Genomic DNA, 20,166 nt, shown 5'->3' on the forward strand with positions numbered 1-20,166 from the left:
GCCATGCGGCGCGACAAGGCCAGAGTACGGCGCGTGCGGAGTTTTGACCACGAATCGATGCGCATATCGATATGCGAAAGTGTTCCGATGCACGCTGTTTTCATTCCGTCATCATCAGTGTTTTTTGATCCGGGTTCTCCAGGTTTTTTTTGATGGCCGCCTCGAATACCTTTGCGCACAGCGCCGTCGTGGCCTGAAATGGCGCGTCGCTGCGCTCCTGCCGCCGTTCTCGTATGGCACTCATGAAATTGATGCAGTTGTCGATCATGTGACCTTTCTCCAGCACGGCTTTCACGATCTCGACGCTGGCCCTGGCCAGATGGCGCGCCGTGGCGGGCGACACATTGCTGTGGCCTCGGCCGCCGCTGAACTGTGCCTTTCCCGCTGCCGATGCGCTGCTGTCGGCCAACGCCGCGTCGAGCTTTTTCTCCAGGGTATCTCTTTCGCTTGCGGCCTTGTCGACGGCCTGCTGGGCGGCGGCCAGACGCGCATCGAGCTGGCTCAATTTCAGCTGTGCGGAACTTGCCGCATCCTGCAAGGTCTTAATTTCGGCCGCTGTTTTTTTGGGATCTGCCTTGGCTGCGTCCCGCAGAGCTTGTTGTGCCTGCTCGTTTGCGCTGGCTTGGGCAATGCGCGCATCGCGCACATCGTCGAGGTCGCCTTCGCGCTCGGCGAGGCGTTCTTCCGCCTTGTCAAGCTGCGCCTGGGTTGCCAGGACGCCAGCCGATGCGGTGGACTGGCCTTGTCCCGTCAATGCCGGCTGGCGCGCCACGACCGCACCCGTTAGCTGTTCGATGGCGAGCACGCCCATTGTCAGGTCTTGCGAGCGTTCCATCAGCAGCATGGTGTCGGCAGGGTTGATCGACTTGTTTTGCGCGTATTCGCAGATACGGAACAGGTGTTCGCGCATCAGGGTGATCGATTGCGAATGCAAGCCGACGCTGGCGGCATTGGCGCTCAGGGCGGTTGAAATGGAGGCGGCGTTCTGGCCGCTGTTAACGCCGGCGCCGGCGGACGAAATATAGGCTTGCAGGGCATCCGGTGTTGGCTCCGCACAGGTATGTCCTTTGGCATTGGAATACACGAGGCGCTGGGGGGCGTCGAGATGGATGGCCTTGCCATTGCCCGGCAGTTCCGTCGTGCGGTTGATGGTGTGCAGGTTGGCGCAGCCGGACAGCGCCAGCAGGAGGGAGGCGCTCGCGGCCATGCGCAAGGGTTTGCTGCCTGCGTGGATCAAGTGGAGAGTGCGGCGACCGGTATCGATTGAAGGCATGATGCTGCTCCTTGATGAGGACGAAGTTGCGGAAAACACTGGCGATGGCATGCGCATGGCGGCAGCCGTCGATGCCATGGTGCGTGCCGGAGCGTTGCCGCGCATCCTTCAAGTGAAGGATGCGCACTGGTTTGCCGGTTTTTTTACAGGTAGGGAACGATGGACAAGGACGGCGCGGATGCCGTTATCGCCGCTTTTTACCGGGCGGCATTGGAGCCATTGCAGTGGAGCGTGGCCATGCGCGCGTTCGCCCGGCTGGCGGGCGGCGACGTCGCCTGCTGTTTCCTGAAGGCGGAAACGGGCGCGGTGCCGTCGCGCGGCTATGTGACCGGGCTGGATCAGGGCGCCTGGGAGGACGGCTACCGGCGCTACTACCACGCGCTCGACCCAGGCTATGCGGTGCTCACGCGGGCGCCGCCCGGGCGCATGCATCTGATGCAGGATTATTTCAGCGAGCAGGCCGTGGCGCGCAGCGAGTATTTCCAGGATTTCTATTTGCGCGCGGGCGTGCGCTATTCCTGCAGCGGCGTCGTGCGCGACAGCGGCGCGCTCACCATCCTGTCCGCGCACCGCGCCGCCGGCCAGGGGCCGTATGACGGGAACACGCGGGGCCAGCTGCAGCGCGTGCTCGACCATCTGCCGAATGTGTTTCGCCTGCGCGATACGGCGCAGCAAGCCCAGGCGCATGGCGCGCTGGCCTGGGAGGCGCTCGATGCCTTGCCGCGCGCCATCTTGCTGGCCGATGCTTGCCTGCGGCTGGTTTTCATGAATGTGGCGGCGCAGCGGCTGCTGGCCGCCACGTCGCCGCTCGCCTCCGTGATCACCATGCACGGCGGTAAGGTGGCTGTGCGCATGAGTCCCTTGCAACAGCAATTGGCGCAGCGCGTGCGCCAGGCCTGCGTGGGACTGGCGTGCCAGCGTCCAGCTCCCTTGTATGCCAGCGATGAAGAAGGCCGTCCGGTGCTGGAAATCGGCATCCTGCCGCTGCCCTTGCGCATAGGCGAGGCGGACGGGGCTGGCGCCAGCCTGGCCATGCTGTCCTTGCGGCCGCTGTTCAGGGCAGGGCTGCGGCATTGGCCCGGCACGGCCGAGCGGCCATGCGGTTTGACGGGTGCGGAGTGGTCGCTGGCGCTGGCCCTGGCCGATGGCATGGAGCCTGCCGAGTACGCCTTGCGCCACGGCGTGCGCATCAGTACCGTGCGCAGCCAGATCCAGGCCATCCTGGCCAAGACAGGCACGCACCGCAGCAGCGAGATCGCCAGCCTGTTCAGTGCGCTTGAGTGGCAAGCTGGCGCGCCGCCATAAAAAAACCGGGACATGTCCCGGTTTTGAGCTGATGCGGCGAATTTACTTCTGATAAATCTTATCGAACTCGCCACCATCGTCAAAGTGTTTCTTTTGCGCCTGTTTCCAGCCGCCAAAGACGTCATCGATGCTAAACAGGGTGATCGGCTTGAAGCTGGCCGCGTATTTCTTGGCTACTGTTGCCGAACGGGGGCGCAGGTAGTGCTTGGCGACCAGTTCCTGGCCTGCTTCCGAGTACAGGTATTGCAGGTAGGCCGTGGCTTCCTTGCGCACGCCCCGGCGGTCGACGACCTTGTCGACGACGGCCACCGGCGACTCGGCCAGGATCGAGATGCTTGGATACACCACTTCAAAGTTGTCGCCGAACTCGGCGCGCACCAGTTGCACTTCATTTTCAAACGTCACCAGCACGTCGCCGATTTCACGTTGCGTGAAGGTGGTGGTGGCGCCGCGGCCGCCGCCATCGAGCACGGGCACGTTCTTGAACAGCTTGGTGACGAGCTCGCGCGCCTGCGCTTCGCTGCCGCCTTTTTTCACGGCATAGCCCCAGGCCGCCAGGTAGGTGTAGCGGCCGTTGCCCGAGGTTTTCGGGTTTGGCACGATGACCTTGATGCCGGGCTTGGCCAGGTCGTCCCAATCCTTGATGTGTTTCGGGTTGCCTTTGCGCACCAGGTACACCATGGTCGAGTAGAACGGCGCCGCATTGTTCGGGAATTTCTTGGCCCAGTCGGCCACCACGAGGCCGCGGTCGACGAGGATGTCGATGTCATTGGCCTGGTTCATCGTCACGACGGACGCTTCCAGGCCATCGGCGACGGAGCGCGCCTGCTTGCTGGAACCGCCGTGCGATTGCTTGATGGTAATCGTTTCGCCCGTTTTGGCTTTCCAATCAGCAATAAATGCTGGATTTACATCCTTGAATAGTTCGCGCATCACGTCGTAGGACGCGTTCAGCAAGACCACCGGTTCGGCGGCGCTGGCGGCCATCGGCAAGCTCATGGCGGCAGCGGAAGCGGCCAGGGCGCTGGCCAGGAACCAGCGGCGCGAGCGTTGGGTGAGCGCTGCTGCGGCAGTCGATACGGCGTTGGAATGGGTCATGTTGAACTCTTGTTGTGAGAATAGATAGACATAGTCTAAAATTCCGGCCGGAAAAGAAACGAATTTTTCGTAATATGCTTAGATTCGATTCCCGTTTGCGCTAAAAAACAGATATCGATTTCTGGAAACATTCGTGGGCAAGATGCGCATCAGCACTTAGTCTGCAGGCATCGCGCCATAGGCAAAACCGGCCCGTGGCGTGCGGCAAAAAACCCGAAAGCGCCGCTTGGTGTATAGTCGAATCGCACGATACAGGGGTAGAACCGTCTGCATCGGCAACTGGAATATTTTGTGAGCGTACATGAGTCTTGAAATTCGTATTGCAACATCGACCGACGCTTTCGAGGCGTGCAACGTATTACGACGCTCCATCGTCGAATGCTGCAGCCTCGATCATCGGGACGATCCGGCCATCCTGGAAGCTTGGCTGGGCAATAAAACACCGCAGATGGTGGCGTGCTGGTTCGCGTCGCCCACCAATTTTTCGCTGGTCGCAGTCGAGGCGGGCGCCGTGGTCGGCGTCGGCTTGCTGACGCGCGCCGGCAAGCTGGCCCTGTGCTACCTGTTGCCCGAGGCGCAAGGCCGCGGCGCGGGCAAGGCGTTGGTCGAGCAACTGGAGGCGCAGGCGCGCGAGTGGGGCATCAAGGCCCTGCAACTGCACAGCACGGCCAGCAGCCAGGCCTTTTTCGTCAAGCAGGGGTATGTCGAGGCGGGCAATGTGCGGTCGCCATATGGCGTGGAAACGATTTTTTGCTGGAAACAGATTGATCCCGCGGGTATCGCCAGCGGTGACCCCAAGCGCAAACGCTTTTGCAACTGCAATTCGGCCTGACGGCTTTTTTGCACTTCAGCCCGCCCATCCGGCGGCGGGCCCTTTCCTCCATTTGAATATTCCCTTCAGTAACTGATCTGGATATACACGCCTGGTTGCATGCCTTGCGGCGCGGCATGGTTTGCCGGCATCAAAGTGCCGCCGGCAAACAGTTTCAGTTCTCCGGGTGCGAACGCCAGCCAATCCTCGTTTTGCGTCAGCGGATGCGTGGCGATGACGGCGATGCGGTCGTCCAGGTGGTTGTGCTGGCGAAAGTCGATGCTGCGCTCGCAGTCGATCAGTTGCGCCACGGAAAACGGGTATTCGCGTATCACGTAGTGCAAATGCGTGGAACAGTGGGCAAACAGCAGCTCGCCGTCCGACAGGATGAAATTGAAGGTGCCGTGCGCAGCGATTTCCGTGGCGACCTCGGCGATGGCGGCGCGCAAGGCGGCGCGCGCAGGTTCACCGAGGGGAAACTGCGTGCGCAAGGTGGCCAGCAGGTGGCAAAACGCCTGTTCGCTGTCCGTGTCGCCGCTGGCGCGGTAGTGCGCATTGGCGGGCGCGCGCCACGTTTTCAAGTCGCCATTGTGGGCGAACGACCAGGTCTTGCCCCACAGTTCGCGGGCGAACGGGTGAGTGTTTTCCGGGGCGATGCGGCCTTGGGTGGCCTTGCGGATGTGCGCGACGATGTTTTTCGCCTTCACGGGATGCCGCTGCACCGCGGCCGCCAGCGGCGAATCGATGGCAGCCAGGTGATCCGTCAGCAGGGTGCAGCCGCTACTGGAATGATAGGCGATGCCCCAGCCGTCGCGGTGCTCGTCCGTGCGTCCGCCCCGTTCGGCAAAGCCGGCAAAGGAAAATCCCAGCGCCGCGGGCTTGCTGCTGTTCATTGCGAGTAACTGGCACATGGCGGCCCTTCCTGATGGTATCGGTACAAGAACACAGTAAAGGCCGGGGCAGGTGGCTGGAAGGAATGTTTCCGTCTATCGTTATGCGCTGGCCGTCGCATTTCTTATGTGCTGGGCGCATATCAAATGGCGAAACCATTCGTTCTCCTTTGCCTGGCGCTGCCTTACTCTGCACACTTTGGCGCCGTCTTCCCCGTGAAGGCAGCTGGCGCAGCCCGATGAAGGAGCATGTATGCCATTTCCCGTCCTGAAAAATTACCTGGCCCGCCTGTCGCACCAAACCCAGGCCGGCACCAGCGTCTGGCTCGACGGGGAGGGCAGGGCGCTGGGGCGCTTTTTCAATTGCACCATGACCAGCGCTTTCCAGCCACTGCGCGAACTGGACAGCGGCAAGCTGGTGGCATTCGAAGGGCTGGCGCGTAGCGTGTCGAAGGCAGACGAGGGCTTGTCGCTGTGGCGCTTGCTCGATCATGCGGCCAGCGACGATGAATCGGTGGAGCTGGACCGGCTGTGCCGCATGCTGCACGCGATCAATTTCTTCCGCCAGAGCGAAGCGGAGGAAGCCGACCTGTATCTGAACGTGCATGACCGTCTGCTGAGCGCCGTCAGCAGCAATCACGGCCACGCCTTCCAGCGCATCCTCGACGCGCTGGGCTTGCCCATCGAGCGCATCGTGCTGCAATTGCCGACGGTCACGCCTAACCAGGGGTGGCTGCTTAACTACGTGGCCGACAATTACCGGCGCAACGGTTTCCGCCTGGCCATCAACGTGGCCAGCGTGCAGGAGGCCACGGGCATGCTGGAGCGTTTGCACCCGCATGCGTTCAAGCTTGACGCGGGCAACCTCAGCGACGAGCAGGCCGTCGCCAGCTTCGTCACCGTGTGCCATGCGGCGAAAATCCGCGTCATTTTTAAACGCCTCGACACGCCGGCCGCGCTGGCCGCGCTGCAGCGCATCGCCGCCATCACGGGCTTGCCCATCGTCGCCCAGGGTTATCTGCTCGACAAGCCATTGACGGCGCTGGCGCAGGCGAAAGGCGCCGGCGTCGCCATCGCAGCTGCCGCCTGAGGCAAAATGCCTTGAAATGAGGGCGACACGATAGGCATTGAGGGTTTTTCTTCGCGGCACAATACGCTATAGTATTCCCATCGTTATATTGGACTGACTATGGCATCGCGCAGAAATTTTCTACACCACGGTATGGGCCTGGCCGCGCTGGGCCTGGTTGCCACCCCGCTCATCGGCTGCGCCTCGCGCACGGCCGCTCCCGCCTCGGCTTCGGCCAGCGCCAAGCCGCGCGCGCCGCGTACGGCCGTGCCGCCGCAGCCGACGCAACTGGCCAGCATCGACCGCTCGGTCACCTCGCAATCGCGCTCGGTCATCACCGAGATGGAACCGCCACCCGACATTTTTGATGCGCAAGCGCTGGACCTGGAATTCTGGCTCAAGCCCCGCACCCTGGAAGTGGTGCGCCCGGCCAGCAATGAAAAAGCGAAATTGCTGTACTGGAAAGATGGCGAAGTCATCGATTCGGCCTACCAGGAACTGTGCCACTTGCTGCGCGACGTGAACGGCAAGAAGACGGCGCCCATCGACCCGAAACTGCTGGAAACTCTATGGGGCACGCAAGCGTTCGTGGCCCGCTACGGTATCGAGCAGCCGCTGGAGATTTTGTCGGGCTACCGCACGGCCGAGTCGAACAGCCGCCTGCGCGAAGCGGGCGTACCGGCCGCGCGCCAGTCGCTGCACATTTCCGGCCGCGCCGCCGATATCCGCGTGGCGAACCTGAATGCGGAAGTGCTCGGTTCGCTCGTGCGCAGCTTCAAGCAGGGCGGCGTGGGCTTCTATTACCGCAACGGCCCGCGCGGTGGCTGGATCCATGCCGATACGGGATTGCAGCGCGTCTGGAAAGGCTAAACACCTGACCAAACCTCGCTTGGCGCGCTTTGCGGCTTGCGATGCTCGCTGTGCTATAGCACAGCTGCGCTTCTTGGCCACAAATCACTGCCGCTCGCGACGGTTTTGCCAGGCGTTTGTTTGATCAGTCATAGTGATACGGCGGGTCCGGCACGCTGTCGGCGTGGATCAGTTCCAGTTCATGCAGGTTGGCGGGCCGCTCCCACCAGATGCGCCAGCCGCGGCGCTGGTTTTCCAGCACTTCCGGGTGCGTCTGCAGATAGCCGTCGATAAAGCGGGTAAAGTCGGAAACGTAGCCGCTGCGGCGGTAAGTCAATCGATGGCGCATGTGTGCTCCCGAGTGTTGCTGTCGTTCCCCGTTTGACCTCCCGCGCGTCCGAAAGTGCCGCACTTTCCACCGCAGTTTCCACCGCAGTTTCCACATTCCTCATGAAACTCTCCAGCCATAACATCGAACTGTTCCTGGCCGTCGTCGACGGCGGCTCGTTCTCGGCCGCCGCGCGCGCCTTGCGGCGGGCGCCGTCGGCCGTCAGCATGGCGATGGCCAATATCGAGGCGGAACTGGGCATCACCCTGTTCGACCGGGGCGCGCGCGAAGCCGTGCCGACGCCGGCCGCCATGGCCCTGATACCGCATGCGCGCCTGATCGCCGAGCAGTTGAAACAGTTGCACCTGCACGTGCAGGAATTGTCGCAGGGACTGGAAAGCCGCATTTCGCTAGGCATCGCGGCCGAGCTCGACCATACGCCCTTCCTGGCCGCCGTGCGCGCGCTGTCGCAGCGCCATCCGCTGCTTGACATCGAAGTGCTGACGGCACCGCAGGATGATGTGCTCGACATGCTGCACCGGGGGCGCATCAGCGCCTGCATGGCGTTTGCTGGCGGACGCATCAATCACGAGGAACAGTTCCAGCTGGTGGGCAGTGATGCCTTGCTGGCGATTATCTCGACCCAGCATCCGCCCAGCGCGGCGGGCCAGCCCTTGTATATCGAGGAATTGGTGAATCTGCGCCAGATCATCGTTGCCAGCCGCGAACTCGACCTGGCCGATGCGCGCCCCGTGGTGGGGCTGTCCTATTGGCGCACGGACAGCTTGCCGATGGCGCTGGCCATGGTGGAAGCGGGCTTAGGATGGGGCAACTTTGCCGCCTCGGCCATCCAGCACTCTCTGGCGGCGGGGCGGGTACGCTGCGTGGCGTTCAAGAATACGGGCAATGGCCTGGTTGTGCCCATCCATCTGGTGTGGATGAAGGACCGGCCGCTGGGCATGGCGGCGCGGTCCTTTCTTCAGTTGCTCAGCGAAGCTGCATGAACGTCGGGCGCCTCTACCTTTGGCTGCTGCGCCGACAGGGGCACGCCGAATAAACCATCGAAGAAGTAGTTGAAGATGAAGCTGTAGCACGGGATGATCAGCATCAGGGCAAAGTCCAGCACGAAGGCTTGCCACAGGCTGATGTCGAGCCACCAGGCGATCAGCGGGATCAGATAGATGACCAAGGTGATCTGGAAGCCGATCGCATGCAGGATGCGGCGCCAGACCGTGCGCGTGCGCGACACTTGCCGGATTTCCCAGTATTCGAAGGCCGTGTTGTAGAGCAGGTTCCAGATCACGGCGATGGTGGTGATCATGATGGCCAGCGGCCCCGTGCTGGTGGGCGACTCGCCCGAAAGCAGGGTCAGCCAGAGCGTGGAAATGGCCATGCCGATGATTTCAAAGGCGGTGACGTAGACGATTTTGCGTTTGATGCCTTGCATGTAAAGCCTGTAAAGAAGAGATGGCGCGTATTTTAAGTCAGGTATGTTGATCTTTAAAGTCGATAGATGTCAGTTTTTCTGATGGATTCGCCATGGGAATACCATGCGCGCCGTGAACGGTGGATAATGGCGGCTGGCAGGCAACCGGTCCCGCCGCATCACCGCAGAAAAGGTCAACCAGCATGCAAGGCGCAGCAGACAGCAACATCCCCGACGTTCCCGACATTCCCGACACGCCGGCCAGTGCGGACGAACGTCCCCGTTTCCGCCCCCGTCCGTGGGAGCACCTGGAAACGCCGTACGACGTGGAAGTGTGGATCGAAGAACATAACCGCAGCATGCAGGACAATATCCGCGCCACGGAAACGGGCGTGGGCATCTGCTTCACCCTGGCCGAAGGGGGCGATATCTATATGCAGACAAGCGCCGACGGCGCCGTCGTGCTCGACGTGACGCCGGACGCGGCCTGGGTCGCTCCCCTGATCAGCGCGGCCACGGGCTGCGAGACGCCGGACTCGTCGCTGTGGATCTTGCCTGACGATAAATTGATCCAGCTGATCGTGGGCTTATCAAGCCTGGTGGCCAGCACCTTGCTGGTGGTGGGCCATGATTTCGGCTTGCGCCGCCGCCGCATGGGCCGCTGAGCCGGCCGCACGCCGATGGGGCCGGGAGGCCATGCCCCTTGTCCCGCTCCCGTTTGCGCTGTATCATGCGGGCGTTGCAAAATATGCCATGCCCGCGCCTGGCACGCCTTCCACCTGCACTCCGATGAAAAGCCTGTAATGCATAATGATAAACTGGACCTTCGCAACATCAGCCTGGTGTGCGTGGAAACGCGTTATCCCGAGCTGGCCAGCTTTGCCATCGAGCGCTGCCTGGCCGGCGCCGATTTCAAGGAATGCCTGCTGTTCACTTCCCGCCTGCATGATTTGCCCCCGCATATACGCCAGGTACTGATCGCCCCCATCGAGAGCGTGGAAGCGTATTCGGCATTCATGGTACATGAGCTGGGCGCCCATTTCAGCGGCACGCATGTGCTCGTCATGCAGTGGGACAGTTTCATCGTCGATGCGCGCCAATGGCAGGACGCTTTCCTGGACTGCGATTATATCGGCGCACCGTGGTCGCATCGCCCGGTGGCCGTCGGCAATGGCGGCTTTTCGCTGCGTTCGCGGCGGCTATATGACGTCTTGCCGCAGCTGGCCATCACGCAACCCCATCCAGAGGATTATGCAATCTGCGAACTGCATGGCGACCGGCTGCGCCAGGAGTTTGGCGTGCGTTTCGCCGATGCCGGCCTGGCCTCCAGCTTTGCCTTCGAAGGCATTATGCCGGCCGGTCCCACGTTCGGTTTCCATGGTTTTTTCAACTTTGGCGAAGTGCTGGACGACACGGAACTGACCGACTACCTGCGCAAGTGCGACGATGCCACGCTGCATGCGCCAGTCGCGCGCGGGCTGATCAAGCAGTTGTATCGCTCCGGCCGCTACCGGATGGCGCTACGGGTATTGCGGCGGCGCCTCAACGGCGGCGCGTCGTTATTCGGCGATGCTTGCCTGCTTGCCTTGCGGACAGGCATGCACGCGCTCAAGCATGGCCGCTCGCGCCCGGCTTCGCCGCGCGCCTAGCCGTCCTGACGGCCGCCACGCTTGTGCCGGAAGTGTCATGCTGGCATGCATCGCTCGACACTGCGCGTTGCGCATGCTAGTCTCGGGACAGCGTCCGCCTGATTGCCTGGGCGGTGGTGCAAAGGATAGCCATGGACAATACGCCGCATGCGGTCTCAGCTCCTGATTCCTCCCTGCATGGCCACGACCCCGTGCCGTGGCCAGCCATGTCTTTGCTTGACGATGGCGTCTTCAGCCCGGAACGGGTGAAGGCCGAACGCGAGCAAGCCTATTTCAACGATTTATACCTGCTCGCGCCCGTCGCCTATTTCGTGCTGGGCATCGATGGCGCGATCGTGCAGGTCAACCTGGTGGCGGCTGAATTGTTCGGCCTGGTGCGCGAGCGCCTTGGCCACGTGCTGTTCCGATCCTATGTGCATGAGGCATTCCGCCACGATTTCGAGCAGTTCGTGCAGCGCGTGCTCAATAGCAGCGAGCCCGAGCGCATCCAGCTGCAGGTACGGCTGCGTCCGCCGTGTCCCGGCGCGCGCGAGGCCGGCTTGCCCGTCAGCCTGCTGGGCAGCGCCGATCCGAACGGTCAGGCGCTGCGGCTGGTGCTGGAACAGGCCGAGGGCAAGCTGGCCGCGCTCGAACGCAGCGAAGAGCGCTTCCGGCGCATCGTGCACAGCGCCGAGGAGGGTATCTGGGAAATCGATGCGCAGGCGCTGACCAGCTTTGTCAATCCGAAGATGGCGCAGATGCTCGGTTGCCGGATCGAGGATATGCTGGGCCAGCCGCTGGCCGCCTTCATGGATGACGAGGGGCGCGCCATCCTGGAGCGCAATATTGCGCGGCGCCAGGATGGCATCGTCGAGCGCCACGAATTCAAGTTCCAGCGGCGTGACGGCAGCACCTTGTGGGCCACCCTGGCCACCAATCCCATCTTCGACTCCTGCGGCACCTATTTGGGCGCGCTGGCGCTGGTCAGCGACATCACGGCGCAGCGCACGGCGTCCGAGCGCATCTGGCGGCAAGCCAATTTCGATCCCTTGACGGGATTGCCGAACCGCCACATGTTCCTCGACCGCTTGCAACATGAGGCGCGGCACGCCAAACGGGAGGGCGCTTGCCTGGCCCTGCTGTTCATCGACCTCGACCATTTCAAGCAGGTGAATGACCGCCTCGGCCACGAGAAGGGCGACATGCTGCTGCGCCAGGCGGCGCTGCGCATCAGCGCACATGTTCGCGCCACCGATACGGTCGCGCGCCTGGGCGGCGACGAGTTCACCGTCATCCTGGCCGGCGTGGGGCAGCTGGGCGGCATCGAACGCGTGCTGCAGGAATTGACGACGGCGCTGGCCCTGCCGTTCGCGCTCGATGGCGACACGGCGCAAGTGTCGGCCAGCGTGGGCGTGGCGCTGTATCCGGCCGATGCCGAGGCGCCGGACACCTTGCTGCGGCATGCAGACCAGGCCATGTATGCGGCCAAGAGCGCGGGGCGCAACGGCTACAGCTATTTCACGCCGGCCTTGCAGCAGGCGGCCGATCTGCGCCGCGCCACGGTGCGCGAGATGCGCCTGGCGCTGGCGCAGGACCAGTTCGAAGTGCATTACCAGCCCATCATCCGCCTGTGTGATGGCACCATCGAGCGGGCCGAGGCGCTGTTACGCTGGCGCCATCCGCTGCGCGGCTTGCTGCTGCCCGCCGATTTCATTGGTTTTGCCGAGGCCAACGGCCTGATCATCGATATCGGTGAGTGGGTGTTTCGCCAGGTCGTACGCCAGGCGCGCCAGTGGCAGGACGAGCATGGCGCCATGTTCCAGGTATGTATCAACAAGTCGGCCGTGGAATTTCGCTGCGACGCCGCGCTGTACCAGGATTGGGGCAACGCCCTGGCGCGGGCGGGTCTGGCGCCGGGCGCCATCGTCATCGAAACAACGGAAGCCGTGCTGCTCGACGAGGCGCGCCAGGTGACGGATCGCCTGCGCCAGTTGCGCGCCATGGGCCTGGCGCTGGCGCTCGACGACTTTGGCGCAGGTAACATCTCGCTGGCCTGCCTGAAAAGGGGCGATCTCGAAGTGCTCAAGCTCGACTGCTCGCTGGTGCGGGATCTGGGGCCGGGAGACGCTGCGCTGGCCGTATGCGCGGCCATCATCAGTCTGGCGCAGGGGCTGGGCCTGACAGTGGTGGCGGAAGGCGTGGAAACGGCCACGCAGCGTGACTTGCTGCGGGCCGCCGGTTGCGATTATGCGCAGGGTTATGTATTTTCAGGCGCGGTGCCTGTCGAGCAGCTGAGCGCAATGCTGGCCGCGGGCCGGCGTTTTTAATCCAGGCCCAGCAGCGCGACGACTCGCTCGCGGCTGATGCCGACCAGCGCCGAGCTGATCGCCAGCAGCGATTCATAGCCGGGCTGGCTGGCCTTTTCCGTGAAGTTTTCCGCCAGGGTATCCATGCTGACGTGCACTTGTACCGGTTGCGCGCGGGCCACCCGTCCCGTCGCTTGCGCCATGGCCAGGCTGACGGAGCTGCGCGCCGCCTGCAACCGCGCCAGCGCCTGCACCACTTGCTGCAAGGTGGCGCGCAGGGCTTCCGTGTCGCCCGTATGCCATTCTTCCGGGGCGATGGCGGCTGGTTCCGCATCCGTGCGCACGCGGCTCATCTGGCCGGTCGGGTAGCGGATGCCGCTGCCGCGCACGGACAGGCTGTCGCGCACGTTGGTCCAGGCCGCTTCCGATGTGCTGAATACCAGTTCGCCATTTTCGCCCAGCTTGACGCCGATGCCGGACGGCATCAGTGCGCGGTCGAAGCGCGAGACGATTTCATTCTGGCTCAGGCCAGGTTCGATATTCACCGAGCGCAAGGCCTGGTTCGCGCCGCCGACGGAAAAGGCCAGCACTTCCTGCGGGCCTTCCTGCAGGCTGGCCATGGTCAGGCCGCGGATGCTGAAGTTCTGCTGCGCCGCCTGCGGGCTGGTATAGCTGAGCTGTGCGTCGAGCGAGCCGCCCGAGGCGCTGGCGCGCTGGCGCCAGGTATTGCTGAACTGGCGTACCCTGGCCTCGACTTGTCCTTCGCGGCCCTGGCGCGCGGCCAGCTTGGCCGCCAGTTCGCTTTTCAGCGCCTGCAACTGGCTGCTGCTGCGTTCCAGATAGTCGAGGGTTTGTTGCGCGTTAGAAATTTCTCCCTGCAACTGGTGATCCCAGTTGCTCAGGCCACGCTGCAGGTTCGCCGTTGAACTCCTCGCTGCAGGCGCCTCGCTGCGCGCGCTGGCGCTGCCTTTGACCGCGGCGGACGCGTCATCGACGACGCGCGCGGTGCCGGCGCCTTTGGCATTGACGCCGGAAGAGGAGGAGGTCTGAACGATTTGCATGATGGTCAGAGAAGATCAAACAGGGAAATGGTGCCAACCTTGGCGTAGGCTTTATAGGTTGCCTGCAGGGCCGTCTGGTAGCCGGTCAGTTCAATGGCCGCCGCGCCCATGTCGGTCTTTTTCAGATCGGACAAGGCCATGTTGTTCGACAGCGATACATTAGCCAGGTTGCCGGAGAGCGTGGTGAGGATGTTTTGCGCGCCGCCAAAGATGGCGATCTTGCCGGAAAGTAAATCCATGCCGTCATCGGTGCCATCGAGCGCCGCGCCCACCACGCTGCGCACGGCTGGGTCGTTCGGGCTGACGCCAGGCACGCCCAGCGTGGTGATAGCCTGGTCGATCTTGTTCAGCCACACTTGCAGTTTGTCCACGTCGACGTTGGCCGCCTGCGTCACGCCATTGCCCACCACCACGGTCTGCGTGGCGGTGTTGCCGTTGTAAGTGTAGCGCAAGCCGGGGGCCGCGGCGGGATTGAAAGCGATGGCCGGCTTGTCGGTATCCGTGCCGGAAAACATGTAGCGGCCTTCCTGGTCCTTCAGGTTGGCCGTGTACAGCACGCTGTCGCGCATGGCGATCAGCGATTGCGTCATCGCATTCAGGTCGTCCGGCGCATTGCTGCCGTCGGCGGCCCACACCAGCAGGTCGCGCACCTGGCCCATGTCGGTGACCATGCTCGACAGGTAGTTTTCATTTTTCAGCAGGCGCACTTTCACCGTGGCGATATTGTCCTGGTATTGCGCGACCATGGCTTGCTCGCGCGTCAGGCGCGAAATGCGCACGTTGCCTATCGGATCGTCCGATGGCAGCTGGATGCGCAAGCCCGAGGACATTTGCTGGGTCAGGTAATTGATGCGTTCCTGATTTTGCTGAAGAGAAATATTAATCAGCGATTGGTACTGGCTGCTGGCGACACGCATGCTCTTCTCCTTAACCCATCATTTGCAAAGTGGCATCAAACAAGGTATTCGCCACGGAAATGACTTTCATGTTTGCCTGGTACATATTCTGGAATTCGACCAGGTTCATCGCTTCCTCGTCCTTGTTCACGCCGCTGGTGGACTTCCAGTCGTCGATGGCTTGCGCGCGCACCGTGTTGGACGTCTTCAGCAGGGCCTGGTTCTGCTGGCTGTAGATAGCCAGCTTGCCGACCAGCTGCGTATCCGCATCGCTCATCAGGACGGAACCCACCCAGCTCACATTGATCGATTGATTCTTGATATCGATCAATTTCTGCAAGTTGCCGCTGTCGCCGGCCGCGCCCGTCAGCGACAGGGCCAGGTCCTTGGCGTTGAAGCCTGGAGTAATGCTCAGCTTGCCATTCGCGTAGGCCAGCAGGGGACCGCCGGGGTTGCCGGTCATGGTCTTGCCCAGTGCCAGCTGTGCGTTGACCTTGCTGGTCAACTGGGTGGCCATGTCTTGCAGCGACTGTTGCAGCGGTTTCAGGGTATTTCTCTCGAATTCGCCCAGGCCGCCCATCTGGCCGCCGATGGCGACCAGATCGAGGGTGTACGAGGACTTGGCGAAATCAAGGCTCAGGGTTTGCTCGCCCGTGTTCGTCATGTTGCTGGTCAAGGTGCCGGCCAGGCTGCCGATGACCAGCGGCTGGCCCGATTTCAGCGAGATATTGCGCGAGCCGTCCGGCTGGTCGAGGACGTCGATGCCCATTTGCGCGGCCAGGCCATCGATCAGCTGGTCGCGCGCATCCATCAGCGATGACACGTTCGTGCCCGAGGCCGCGGAGGTGCTGATGCGCTGGTTCAGTGCGGCGATATTGGCCAGGGTGGTATTGGCTTGCGGCACGATCGCTGCGCGTTGTTGCTGCAGCGACAGCAATTGGTTGCCCATCACGGTGCTGATGCTGTTGAAGCGCTGCGACATGGCGTCGGCCGAGGTGATGATCTGCTGGCGCAGCGGTGTCGAGGTCGGGTCGACGGCCGAGGCATTGAGCGCGGCGAAAAAGCCGTCGATGCCGTTGCTGATGCTGGAGGCATCGTCGCCCATCACGCGCTCGAGCTGCGTCAGGTAAGGCTGGGTCTGCGAACGGGCGCCCTGGTCGGACGCGGCACGCCACATTTGCTGGCTTTTATAAGCATCGGCAAAGCGCAGCAGGGCGGACACTTCCACGCCATTGCCGGCCGAGCGTACGCCGGCGGTGGCGCCAAGCGAAGACAACAGCACGCCTTGACGGGTGTAGCCCGCCGTTTGCAGGTTGGCGATGTTCTGGCTGGCCGCATTCAGTGCGGCCTGGGCGGCGATGCTGCCTGACAATGCATTGCTGATGATGCTCATTGGGCAAGTTTCTTTCGTGAAGAGTGTGGCGCGTGCGGGTGGGCAGGCCTTGAATCGTTGTTACCTTGTACAGGCGACGCTTCAGACGGTTTTATTAAGCGGCGCTGCAATATTGTCGGTCTTGACAGTGCTTTTGGCTGCCACGGGCGCGCTGGCCGCCGGAAGCAGCTGGCGCAGAATGGCGTCGGCGATGCCGAAGGCGCGCTGGCCGGCCATCTTGTCGGCTACCAGGTTGTCGGCCATTTCCAGCATGTCGCTGTTGACGGGGTCCTTGAAGACGCTGTCTTCGCCGGCCATCTCGCGCGTGCCCGAGCGCATCTGGCGCAGCATGTGCGAGATGAAGAAGGCTTCGAACTTGACGGCCGCCTCGGTGGCCTTGGCCGCATAGCGGGGATCGGCCGGCGTGGCCGCCGCAGGAGACTTGTCCTCGAGCGCCGAGGGCAGGGCGCTGCTGCTGTCATTGAAATTAATCATCAAATTACCACCAGTTCGCCTTCGATGGCCCCGGCTTGATCCAGGGCTTGCAAAATTGCCATGATGTCATCGGGCGAGGCGCCCAGGCTGTTGACCACGTCGATGATCGATTGCAGCTTGGCGCCGGCCGGCCATTTGAACATATTGCCGTTGCCCTGGTCGACCGACACTTTCGATTGCGGCGTGACGGTGGTCTGGCCGCGGCCGAACGGCGCCGGCTGGCTCACTGCCGAGCTTTCGGAAATGACGACCTTGAGCGAGCCGTGCGTGACGGCGGCCGCCTTCACGCGCAAGCCTTCGGCGATGACCACGGTGCCGGTGCGGGAATTGAAGACCACTTTCGGCGTATCGACGCCGACATCGACGGTCAGCGCTTCGAGTTTGGCCATGAAGGCCACGCGCTGAGTCGGGTTTTCCGGCGCCAGCACTTCCACGCTGGTGGCGTCGCTGGTGGTGGCGACGGCGCCAAAGCGGCGGTTGACGGCTTCGACGATATTGATCGCCGTTTCGAAATGCGGATGGCGCAGATTCAGGGTGACGGTCGGCTTGGTCGAGAAATCGCTGAGGATTTCGCGCTCGATGTTGGCGCCGTTGGGGATGCGGCCCGAGGTGGGCGTGTTGACGGTAACGGACGAGCCGCTCTTGCCGGTGGCGTTCAGGCCGCCGACGACGACGTTGCCTTGCGCCAGCGCATACGTTTCATTGTCGGCCGCGCGCAATTGCGTCAGCAGCAAGGTGCCGCCGCGCAAGCTTTTCGCATCGCCCAGGGACGACACGGTGACGTCGATGGCCTGGCCACGGCGGTATCCTGGTGGAAACACGGCGCTGACCATGACGGTGGCGACGTTCTTGCTTTTCGATTCGGCGCCGTCCGGCATTTTGACGCCGAACTGCTTGAGCATGTTGACCACGGACTGGCTGGAAAACTTCACCTGGGTGGTGTCGCCGCTGCCGTTCAGGCCCACGACGAGGCCATAGCCGACCAGCGGGTTGTCGCGCACGCCCTCGATGCTGACCAGGTTGCGCAGCACTTGCGCGGCGCTGGCGGGCAGGGCAAAGCCGGACAGCGCAGCGAGCATGGCTGCCAGGGGCAGGGCGGAACGAAATTTCATGAGCTCACCTTAAAACGGCATCCATGGGCCGACGAAGAAGCGCGTCAGCCAGCCTGGTTTGTTGGCTTCGGCCAGGGTGCCCTGGCCGGAATAGGCGATCTGCGCATTGGCGATGCGCAACGATGACACCTGGTTGTTGGAATCGATATCGGCCGCGCGCAGGTAGCCGCGCAGGCGCACGAATTCCTCGCCCTGGTTCAGGGTCAGGGTTTTTTCGCCCTGCACGCGCAGCAAGCCGTTCGGCAGCACTTCCTGCACGATCACGGTGATGGCGCCGGACAGTGCGTTTTGCTGCGTGCTGGTCGAGTCGCCGGCGAAGTTGCGGTCGGCCGACAGGTCGATGCCCGTCTTGGGGAAAGTCTTGCCGAGGATGTTGGCCGCCTGCACGCCGACGGACGAGCCCTTGTTGAACGAGGTGCCTGCCTTCTTGCTCGCTTGCGTGGTTTCTTGCAGCGCCACCGTGACGACGTCGCCGACGCGGAAGGCGCGGCTGTCGGAAGTCAGGGCCAGGCCCGCGTCAGGATTGAAGACGCCGCCCGCGATGCCGCCGCGCGCAGCGCTGCGCGGCGCCACGGGCAGCGGCGTATCGGAAAAGCTGGGCGCCAGAGGGGCCACCGGCTGGCTGGCGCAACCGGCCGCCAGGACCAGCAGCAGCGCCGCTCCGGCTTTCAGTGCGGCCTTCATCAACGTGCCGCTTGCGCCAGGTATTGCAGCATATTGTCGGCGGCCGACAGCACCTTGGTGTTCATTTCATAGGTGCGCTGGGCTGCGATCATGTCGACCATCTCTTCGACCACTTGTACGTTCGAGCCTTCCAGCGCGAACTGCTTCAATTTGCCCAGAGCGCCTTCGCCGGGACGGCCTTCCGTCGGCGTGCCGCTCGATGCCGTTTCCTGGAACAGGTTTTCACCGAGTGCCAGCAGACCGGTCGGGTTGACGAAGCTGGAGAGGTTCAACTGGCCCAGTTCGGTACCGGCGACATTGCCCGGTACGGTGGCCGTGACCATGCCGTTTTCACCGATGGTGATGGCTGTGGCGTTGTTCGGCACGGTGATCTGCGGCACCAGGGGCAAGCCCTGGGCGTTGACCATCACGCCGTTTTCATTGATGCCCAGCTGGCCGGCGCGCGTGTATGCTGCCTCGCCGTTGGGGCGCAGCACTTGCAGGAAACCGTTGCCGGTGATGGCGACGTCGAATTCGCGGCTCGTCGTTTGCAGGCTACCGGTGGTAAACACCTTTTGCGTGCCGACCATGTGCGTACCGTTACCCAGCTGTACGCCCGAGGGCGAGAGGGTATTGTCGGCGCGCTGTGTGCCCGGTTGCTGCTCGACCTGGTAAAAAAGGTCTTCGAAGACGACGCGGTCGCGCTTGAAGCCGACGGTGTTGACGTTGGCCAGGTTATTCGCGATGGCTTGCAGTTTGGCATCTTGTGCCTGCACGCCGGTCTTGCTGATCCACATTGCTGGATTCATGGTTTACTCCTGATAATTGGTTGGCGTTGGGCTTAAGCGCCCAGCAGGCGGTTACCGGACTCCGTCATGGAATCGCTGGCCTTGAAAATTTTCATCTGCATCTCGAAACTGCGGTTCAGGCTCATGGTGGCGACCATTTCCTCGACGGCAGAGACGTTGCTGCCTTCCAGGTGGCGGTCGCGGATGCGTACCGCCGGATCGGCTTGCAAGTCTTCGCCTCCGCGCGCCACGATCAGGCCCGCTTCGTTCTTGGTCAGCTCGCCCGCTTCCGCGTTGACCAGCTTGAGCTTGTCGACCGTCTGCATCTGCGCGGTGCCCGGCACCTGGATGGAAATCGTGCCATCGCCGCCGATCGACAGGCTGGTGTGTTCGGGTATCGTGATCGGGCCGCCTTCGCCCAGCACGGGCCGGCCATTGATGGTCAGCGCGCCCGTTTCATCGAGATCCATGGCGCCGGCGCGCGTGTAGGCTTCGCCGTTTTGCCACTGCACCGCGAGAAAGCCGGGGCCCGTGACGGCCACGTCGAGTTCGCGTCCCGTTTCCTTGATGGCGCCCGTGCGCGTGCCGATGGCGCTCGACTGCGTCTGCGTCATGTGGCGGTCGTCGTAGCCATAGCCGTTTTGCAACGGCTGGGCAGTGGACACCTCGAGGTTGGCGCGAAAGCCACCCGTCTCGATGTTGGCCAGGTTGTTGGCGTGTACCTGCTGTGCCCGCAGGGCACGGTCGGCCCCGCTCATGGCGGTATAAATCAGCGCATCCATTGCTCTTTACCTTT

The 20,166-nt window shown here is 62.9% G+C and carries 21 protein-coding genes; 8 read left to right on the forward strand and 13 right to left on the reverse strand.

The window, feature by feature from the left end; translation table 11 throughout:
- Positions 1-100: 100 nt before the first annotated feature.
- A complete protein-coding gene (locus HWE17_RS10525; protein ID WP_176388744.1) occupies positions 101-1,273 on the reverse strand; it encodes a hypothetical protein in 1,173 nt (390 codons plus the stop codon).
- 159 nt (positions 1,274-1,432) lie between these two features.
- On the opposite strand from HWE17_RS10525, the gene HWE17_RS10530 reads away from it, so the two are divergent.
- Entirely contained in the window at positions 1,433-2,578 is a 1,146-nt protein-coding gene (locus HWE17_RS10530; protein WP_176388745.1) for a helix-turn-helix transcriptional regulator, read from the forward strand.
- Positions 2,579-2,620: 42 nt separating this feature from the next.
- On the opposite strand, the gene HWE17_RS10535 is transcribed toward HWE17_RS10530, so the two are convergent.
- Positions 2,621-3,676, reverse strand: coding sequence for a sulfate ABC transporter substrate-binding protein (locus HWE17_RS10535; protein ID WP_303624610.1), 1,056 nt, complete (start codon positions 3,674-3,676; stop codon positions 2,621-2,623).
- 301 nt (positions 3,677-3,977) lie between these two features.
- On the opposite strand from HWE17_RS10535, the gene HWE17_RS10540 reads away from it, so the two are divergent.
- The gene (locus HWE17_RS10540; RefSeq protein ID WP_099402317.1) at positions 3,978-4,508 is read left to right on the forward strand and encodes a GNAT family N-acetyltransferase; all 531 of its coding nucleotides are present in this window, start codon (positions 3,978-3,980) and stop codon (positions 4,506-4,508) included.
- Between the two features lie 65 nt (positions 4,509-4,573).
- Here the strand turns inward: HWE17_RS10540 and HWE17_RS10545 are convergent, their stop codons facing one another.
- Entirely contained in the window at positions 4,574-5,398 is an 825-nt protein-coding gene (locus HWE17_RS10545; RefSeq protein WP_176388746.1) for a class II glutamine amidotransferase, read from the reverse strand.
- Positions 5,399-5,630: 232 nt separating this feature from the next.
- Here HWE17_RS10545 and HWE17_RS10550 point away from each other — a divergent pair, with 232 nt between their 5' ends.
- Together HWE17_RS10550 and HWE17_RS10555 are read left to right on the forward strand one after the other, a co-directional pair.
- Complete coding sequence (locus HWE17_RS10550) at positions 5,631-6,467, forward strand: EAL domain-containing protein (RefSeq protein ID WP_176388747.1); 837 nt, start codon at positions 5,631-5,633, stop codon at positions 6,465-6,467.
- A 132-nt stretch (positions 6,468-6,599) separates the two neighbouring features.
- Entirely contained in the window at positions 6,600-7,316 is a 717-nt protein-coding gene (locus HWE17_RS10555) for a DUF882 domain-containing protein (protein ID WP_035817975.1), read from the forward strand.
- 124 nt (positions 7,317-7,440) lie between these two features.
- Here the strand turns inward: HWE17_RS10555 and HWE17_RS10560 are convergent, their stop codons facing one another.
- Positions 7,441-7,644: a DUF3460 family protein gene (locus HWE17_RS10560; protein WP_176388748.1), complete on the reverse strand. Its 204-nt coding sequence runs from the start codon at positions 7,642-7,644 to the stop codon at positions 7,441-7,443.
- 101 nt (positions 7,645-7,745) lie between these two features.
- Between HWE17_RS10560 and HWE17_RS10565 the strand changes: the two genes are divergently transcribed.
- A complete protein-coding gene (locus HWE17_RS10565) occupies positions 7,746-8,627 on the forward strand; it encodes a LysR family transcriptional regulator (protein ID WP_035826890.1) in 882 nt (293 codons plus the stop codon).
- Here HWE17_RS10565 and HWE17_RS10570 read toward each other — a convergent pair.
- The gene (locus HWE17_RS10570; protein ID WP_176388749.1) at positions 8,603-9,070 is read right to left on the reverse strand and encodes a PACE efflux transporter; all 468 of its coding nucleotides are present in this window, start codon (positions 9,068-9,070) and stop codon (positions 8,603-8,605) included. The genes HWE17_RS10565 and HWE17_RS10570 overlap by 25 nt on opposite strands.
- 182 nt (positions 9,071-9,252) lie before the next feature.
- On the opposite strand from HWE17_RS10570, the gene HWE17_RS10575 reads away from it, so the two are divergent.
- The 3 genes from HWE17_RS10575 (at position 9,253) to HWE17_RS10585 (ending at position 13,004) form a co-directional block, all read left to right on the forward strand.
- On the forward strand, positions 9,253-9,714 hold the full coding sequence (locus tag HWE17_RS10575) for a hypothetical protein (RefSeq protein ID WP_255206190.1): 462 nt from the start codon (positions 9,253-9,255) through the stop codon (positions 9,712-9,714).
- Positions 9,715-9,852: 138 nt separating this feature from the next.
- Positions 9,853-10,698, forward strand: coding sequence for a DUF5672 family protein (locus HWE17_RS10580; RefSeq protein ID WP_176388750.1), 846 nt, complete (start codon positions 9,853-9,855; stop codon positions 10,696-10,698).
- Between the two features lie 131 nt (positions 10,699-10,829).
- The gene (locus HWE17_RS10585; RefSeq protein ID WP_176388751.1) at positions 10,830-13,004 is read left to right on the forward strand and encodes an EAL domain-containing protein; all 2,175 of its coding nucleotides are present in this window, start codon (positions 10,830-10,832) and stop codon (positions 13,002-13,004) included.
- Here the strand turns inward: HWE17_RS10585 and HWE17_RS10590 are convergent.
- The 8 genes from HWE17_RS10590 to HWE17_RS10625 form a co-directional block, all read right to left on the reverse strand.
- The gene (locus HWE17_RS10590) at positions 13,001-14,044 is read right to left on the reverse strand and encodes a hypothetical protein (protein WP_035817985.1); all 1,044 of its coding nucleotides are present in this window, start codon (positions 14,042-14,044) and stop codon (positions 13,001-13,003) included. The genes HWE17_RS10585 and HWE17_RS10590 overlap by 4 nt on opposite strands.
- A gap of 5 nt (positions 14,045-14,049) precedes the next feature.
- Positions 14,050-14,961 carry a flagellar hook-associated protein FlgL gene (flgL, locus tag HWE17_RS10595; RefSeq protein WP_035817988.1) on the reverse strand — a complete coding sequence of 304 codons (912 nt, stop codon included), beginning with the start codon at positions 14,959-14,961 and terminating at the stop codon, positions 14,050-14,052.
- Between the two features lie 10 nt (positions 14,962-14,971).
- A complete protein-coding gene (flgK, locus tag HWE17_RS10600) occupies positions 14,972-16,333 on the reverse strand; it encodes a flagellar hook-associated protein FlgK (RefSeq protein WP_176388752.1) in 1,362 nt (453 codons plus the stop codon).
- A gap of 81 nt (positions 16,334-16,414) precedes the next feature.
- Complete coding sequence (locus tag HWE17_RS10605; protein WP_369681719.1) at positions 16,415-16,804, reverse strand: flagellar biosynthesis protein FlgJ; 390 nt, start codon at positions 16,802-16,804, stop codon at positions 16,415-16,417.
- A 2-nt stretch (positions 16,805-16,806) separates the two neighbouring features.
- A complete protein-coding gene (locus HWE17_RS10610) occupies positions 16,807-17,919 on the reverse strand; it encodes a flagellar basal body P-ring protein FlgI (protein ID WP_035817993.1) in 1,113 nt (370 codons plus the stop codon).
- Between the two features lie 9 nt (positions 17,920-17,928).
- Complete coding sequence (flgH, locus tag HWE17_RS10615) at positions 17,929-18,603, reverse strand: flagellar basal body L-ring protein FlgH (RefSeq protein WP_176388754.1); 675 nt, start codon at positions 18,601-18,603, stop codon at positions 17,929-17,931.
- A complete protein-coding gene (flgG, locus tag HWE17_RS10620; RefSeq protein WP_167468652.1) occupies positions 18,603-19,391 on the reverse strand; it encodes a flagellar basal-body rod protein FlgG in 789 nt (262 codons plus the stop codon). The genes flgH and flgG overlap by 1 nt, the downstream gene beginning before the upstream one ends.
- A gap of 32 nt (positions 19,392-19,423) precedes the next feature.
- Positions 19,424-20,152, reverse strand: coding sequence for a flagellar basal body rod protein FlgF (locus HWE17_RS10625; RefSeq protein ID WP_035817998.1), 729 nt, complete (start codon positions 20,150-20,152; stop codon positions 19,424-19,426).
- Between the last annotated feature and the right edge of the window lie 14 nt (positions 20,153-20,166).

The organism is Janthinobacterium sp. BJB401 (genome assembly GCF_013372745.1).
Taxonomy (GTDB): Bacteria; Pseudomonadota; Gammaproteobacteria; order Burkholderiales; family Burkholderiaceae_D; genus Janthinobacterium; species Janthinobacterium rivuli.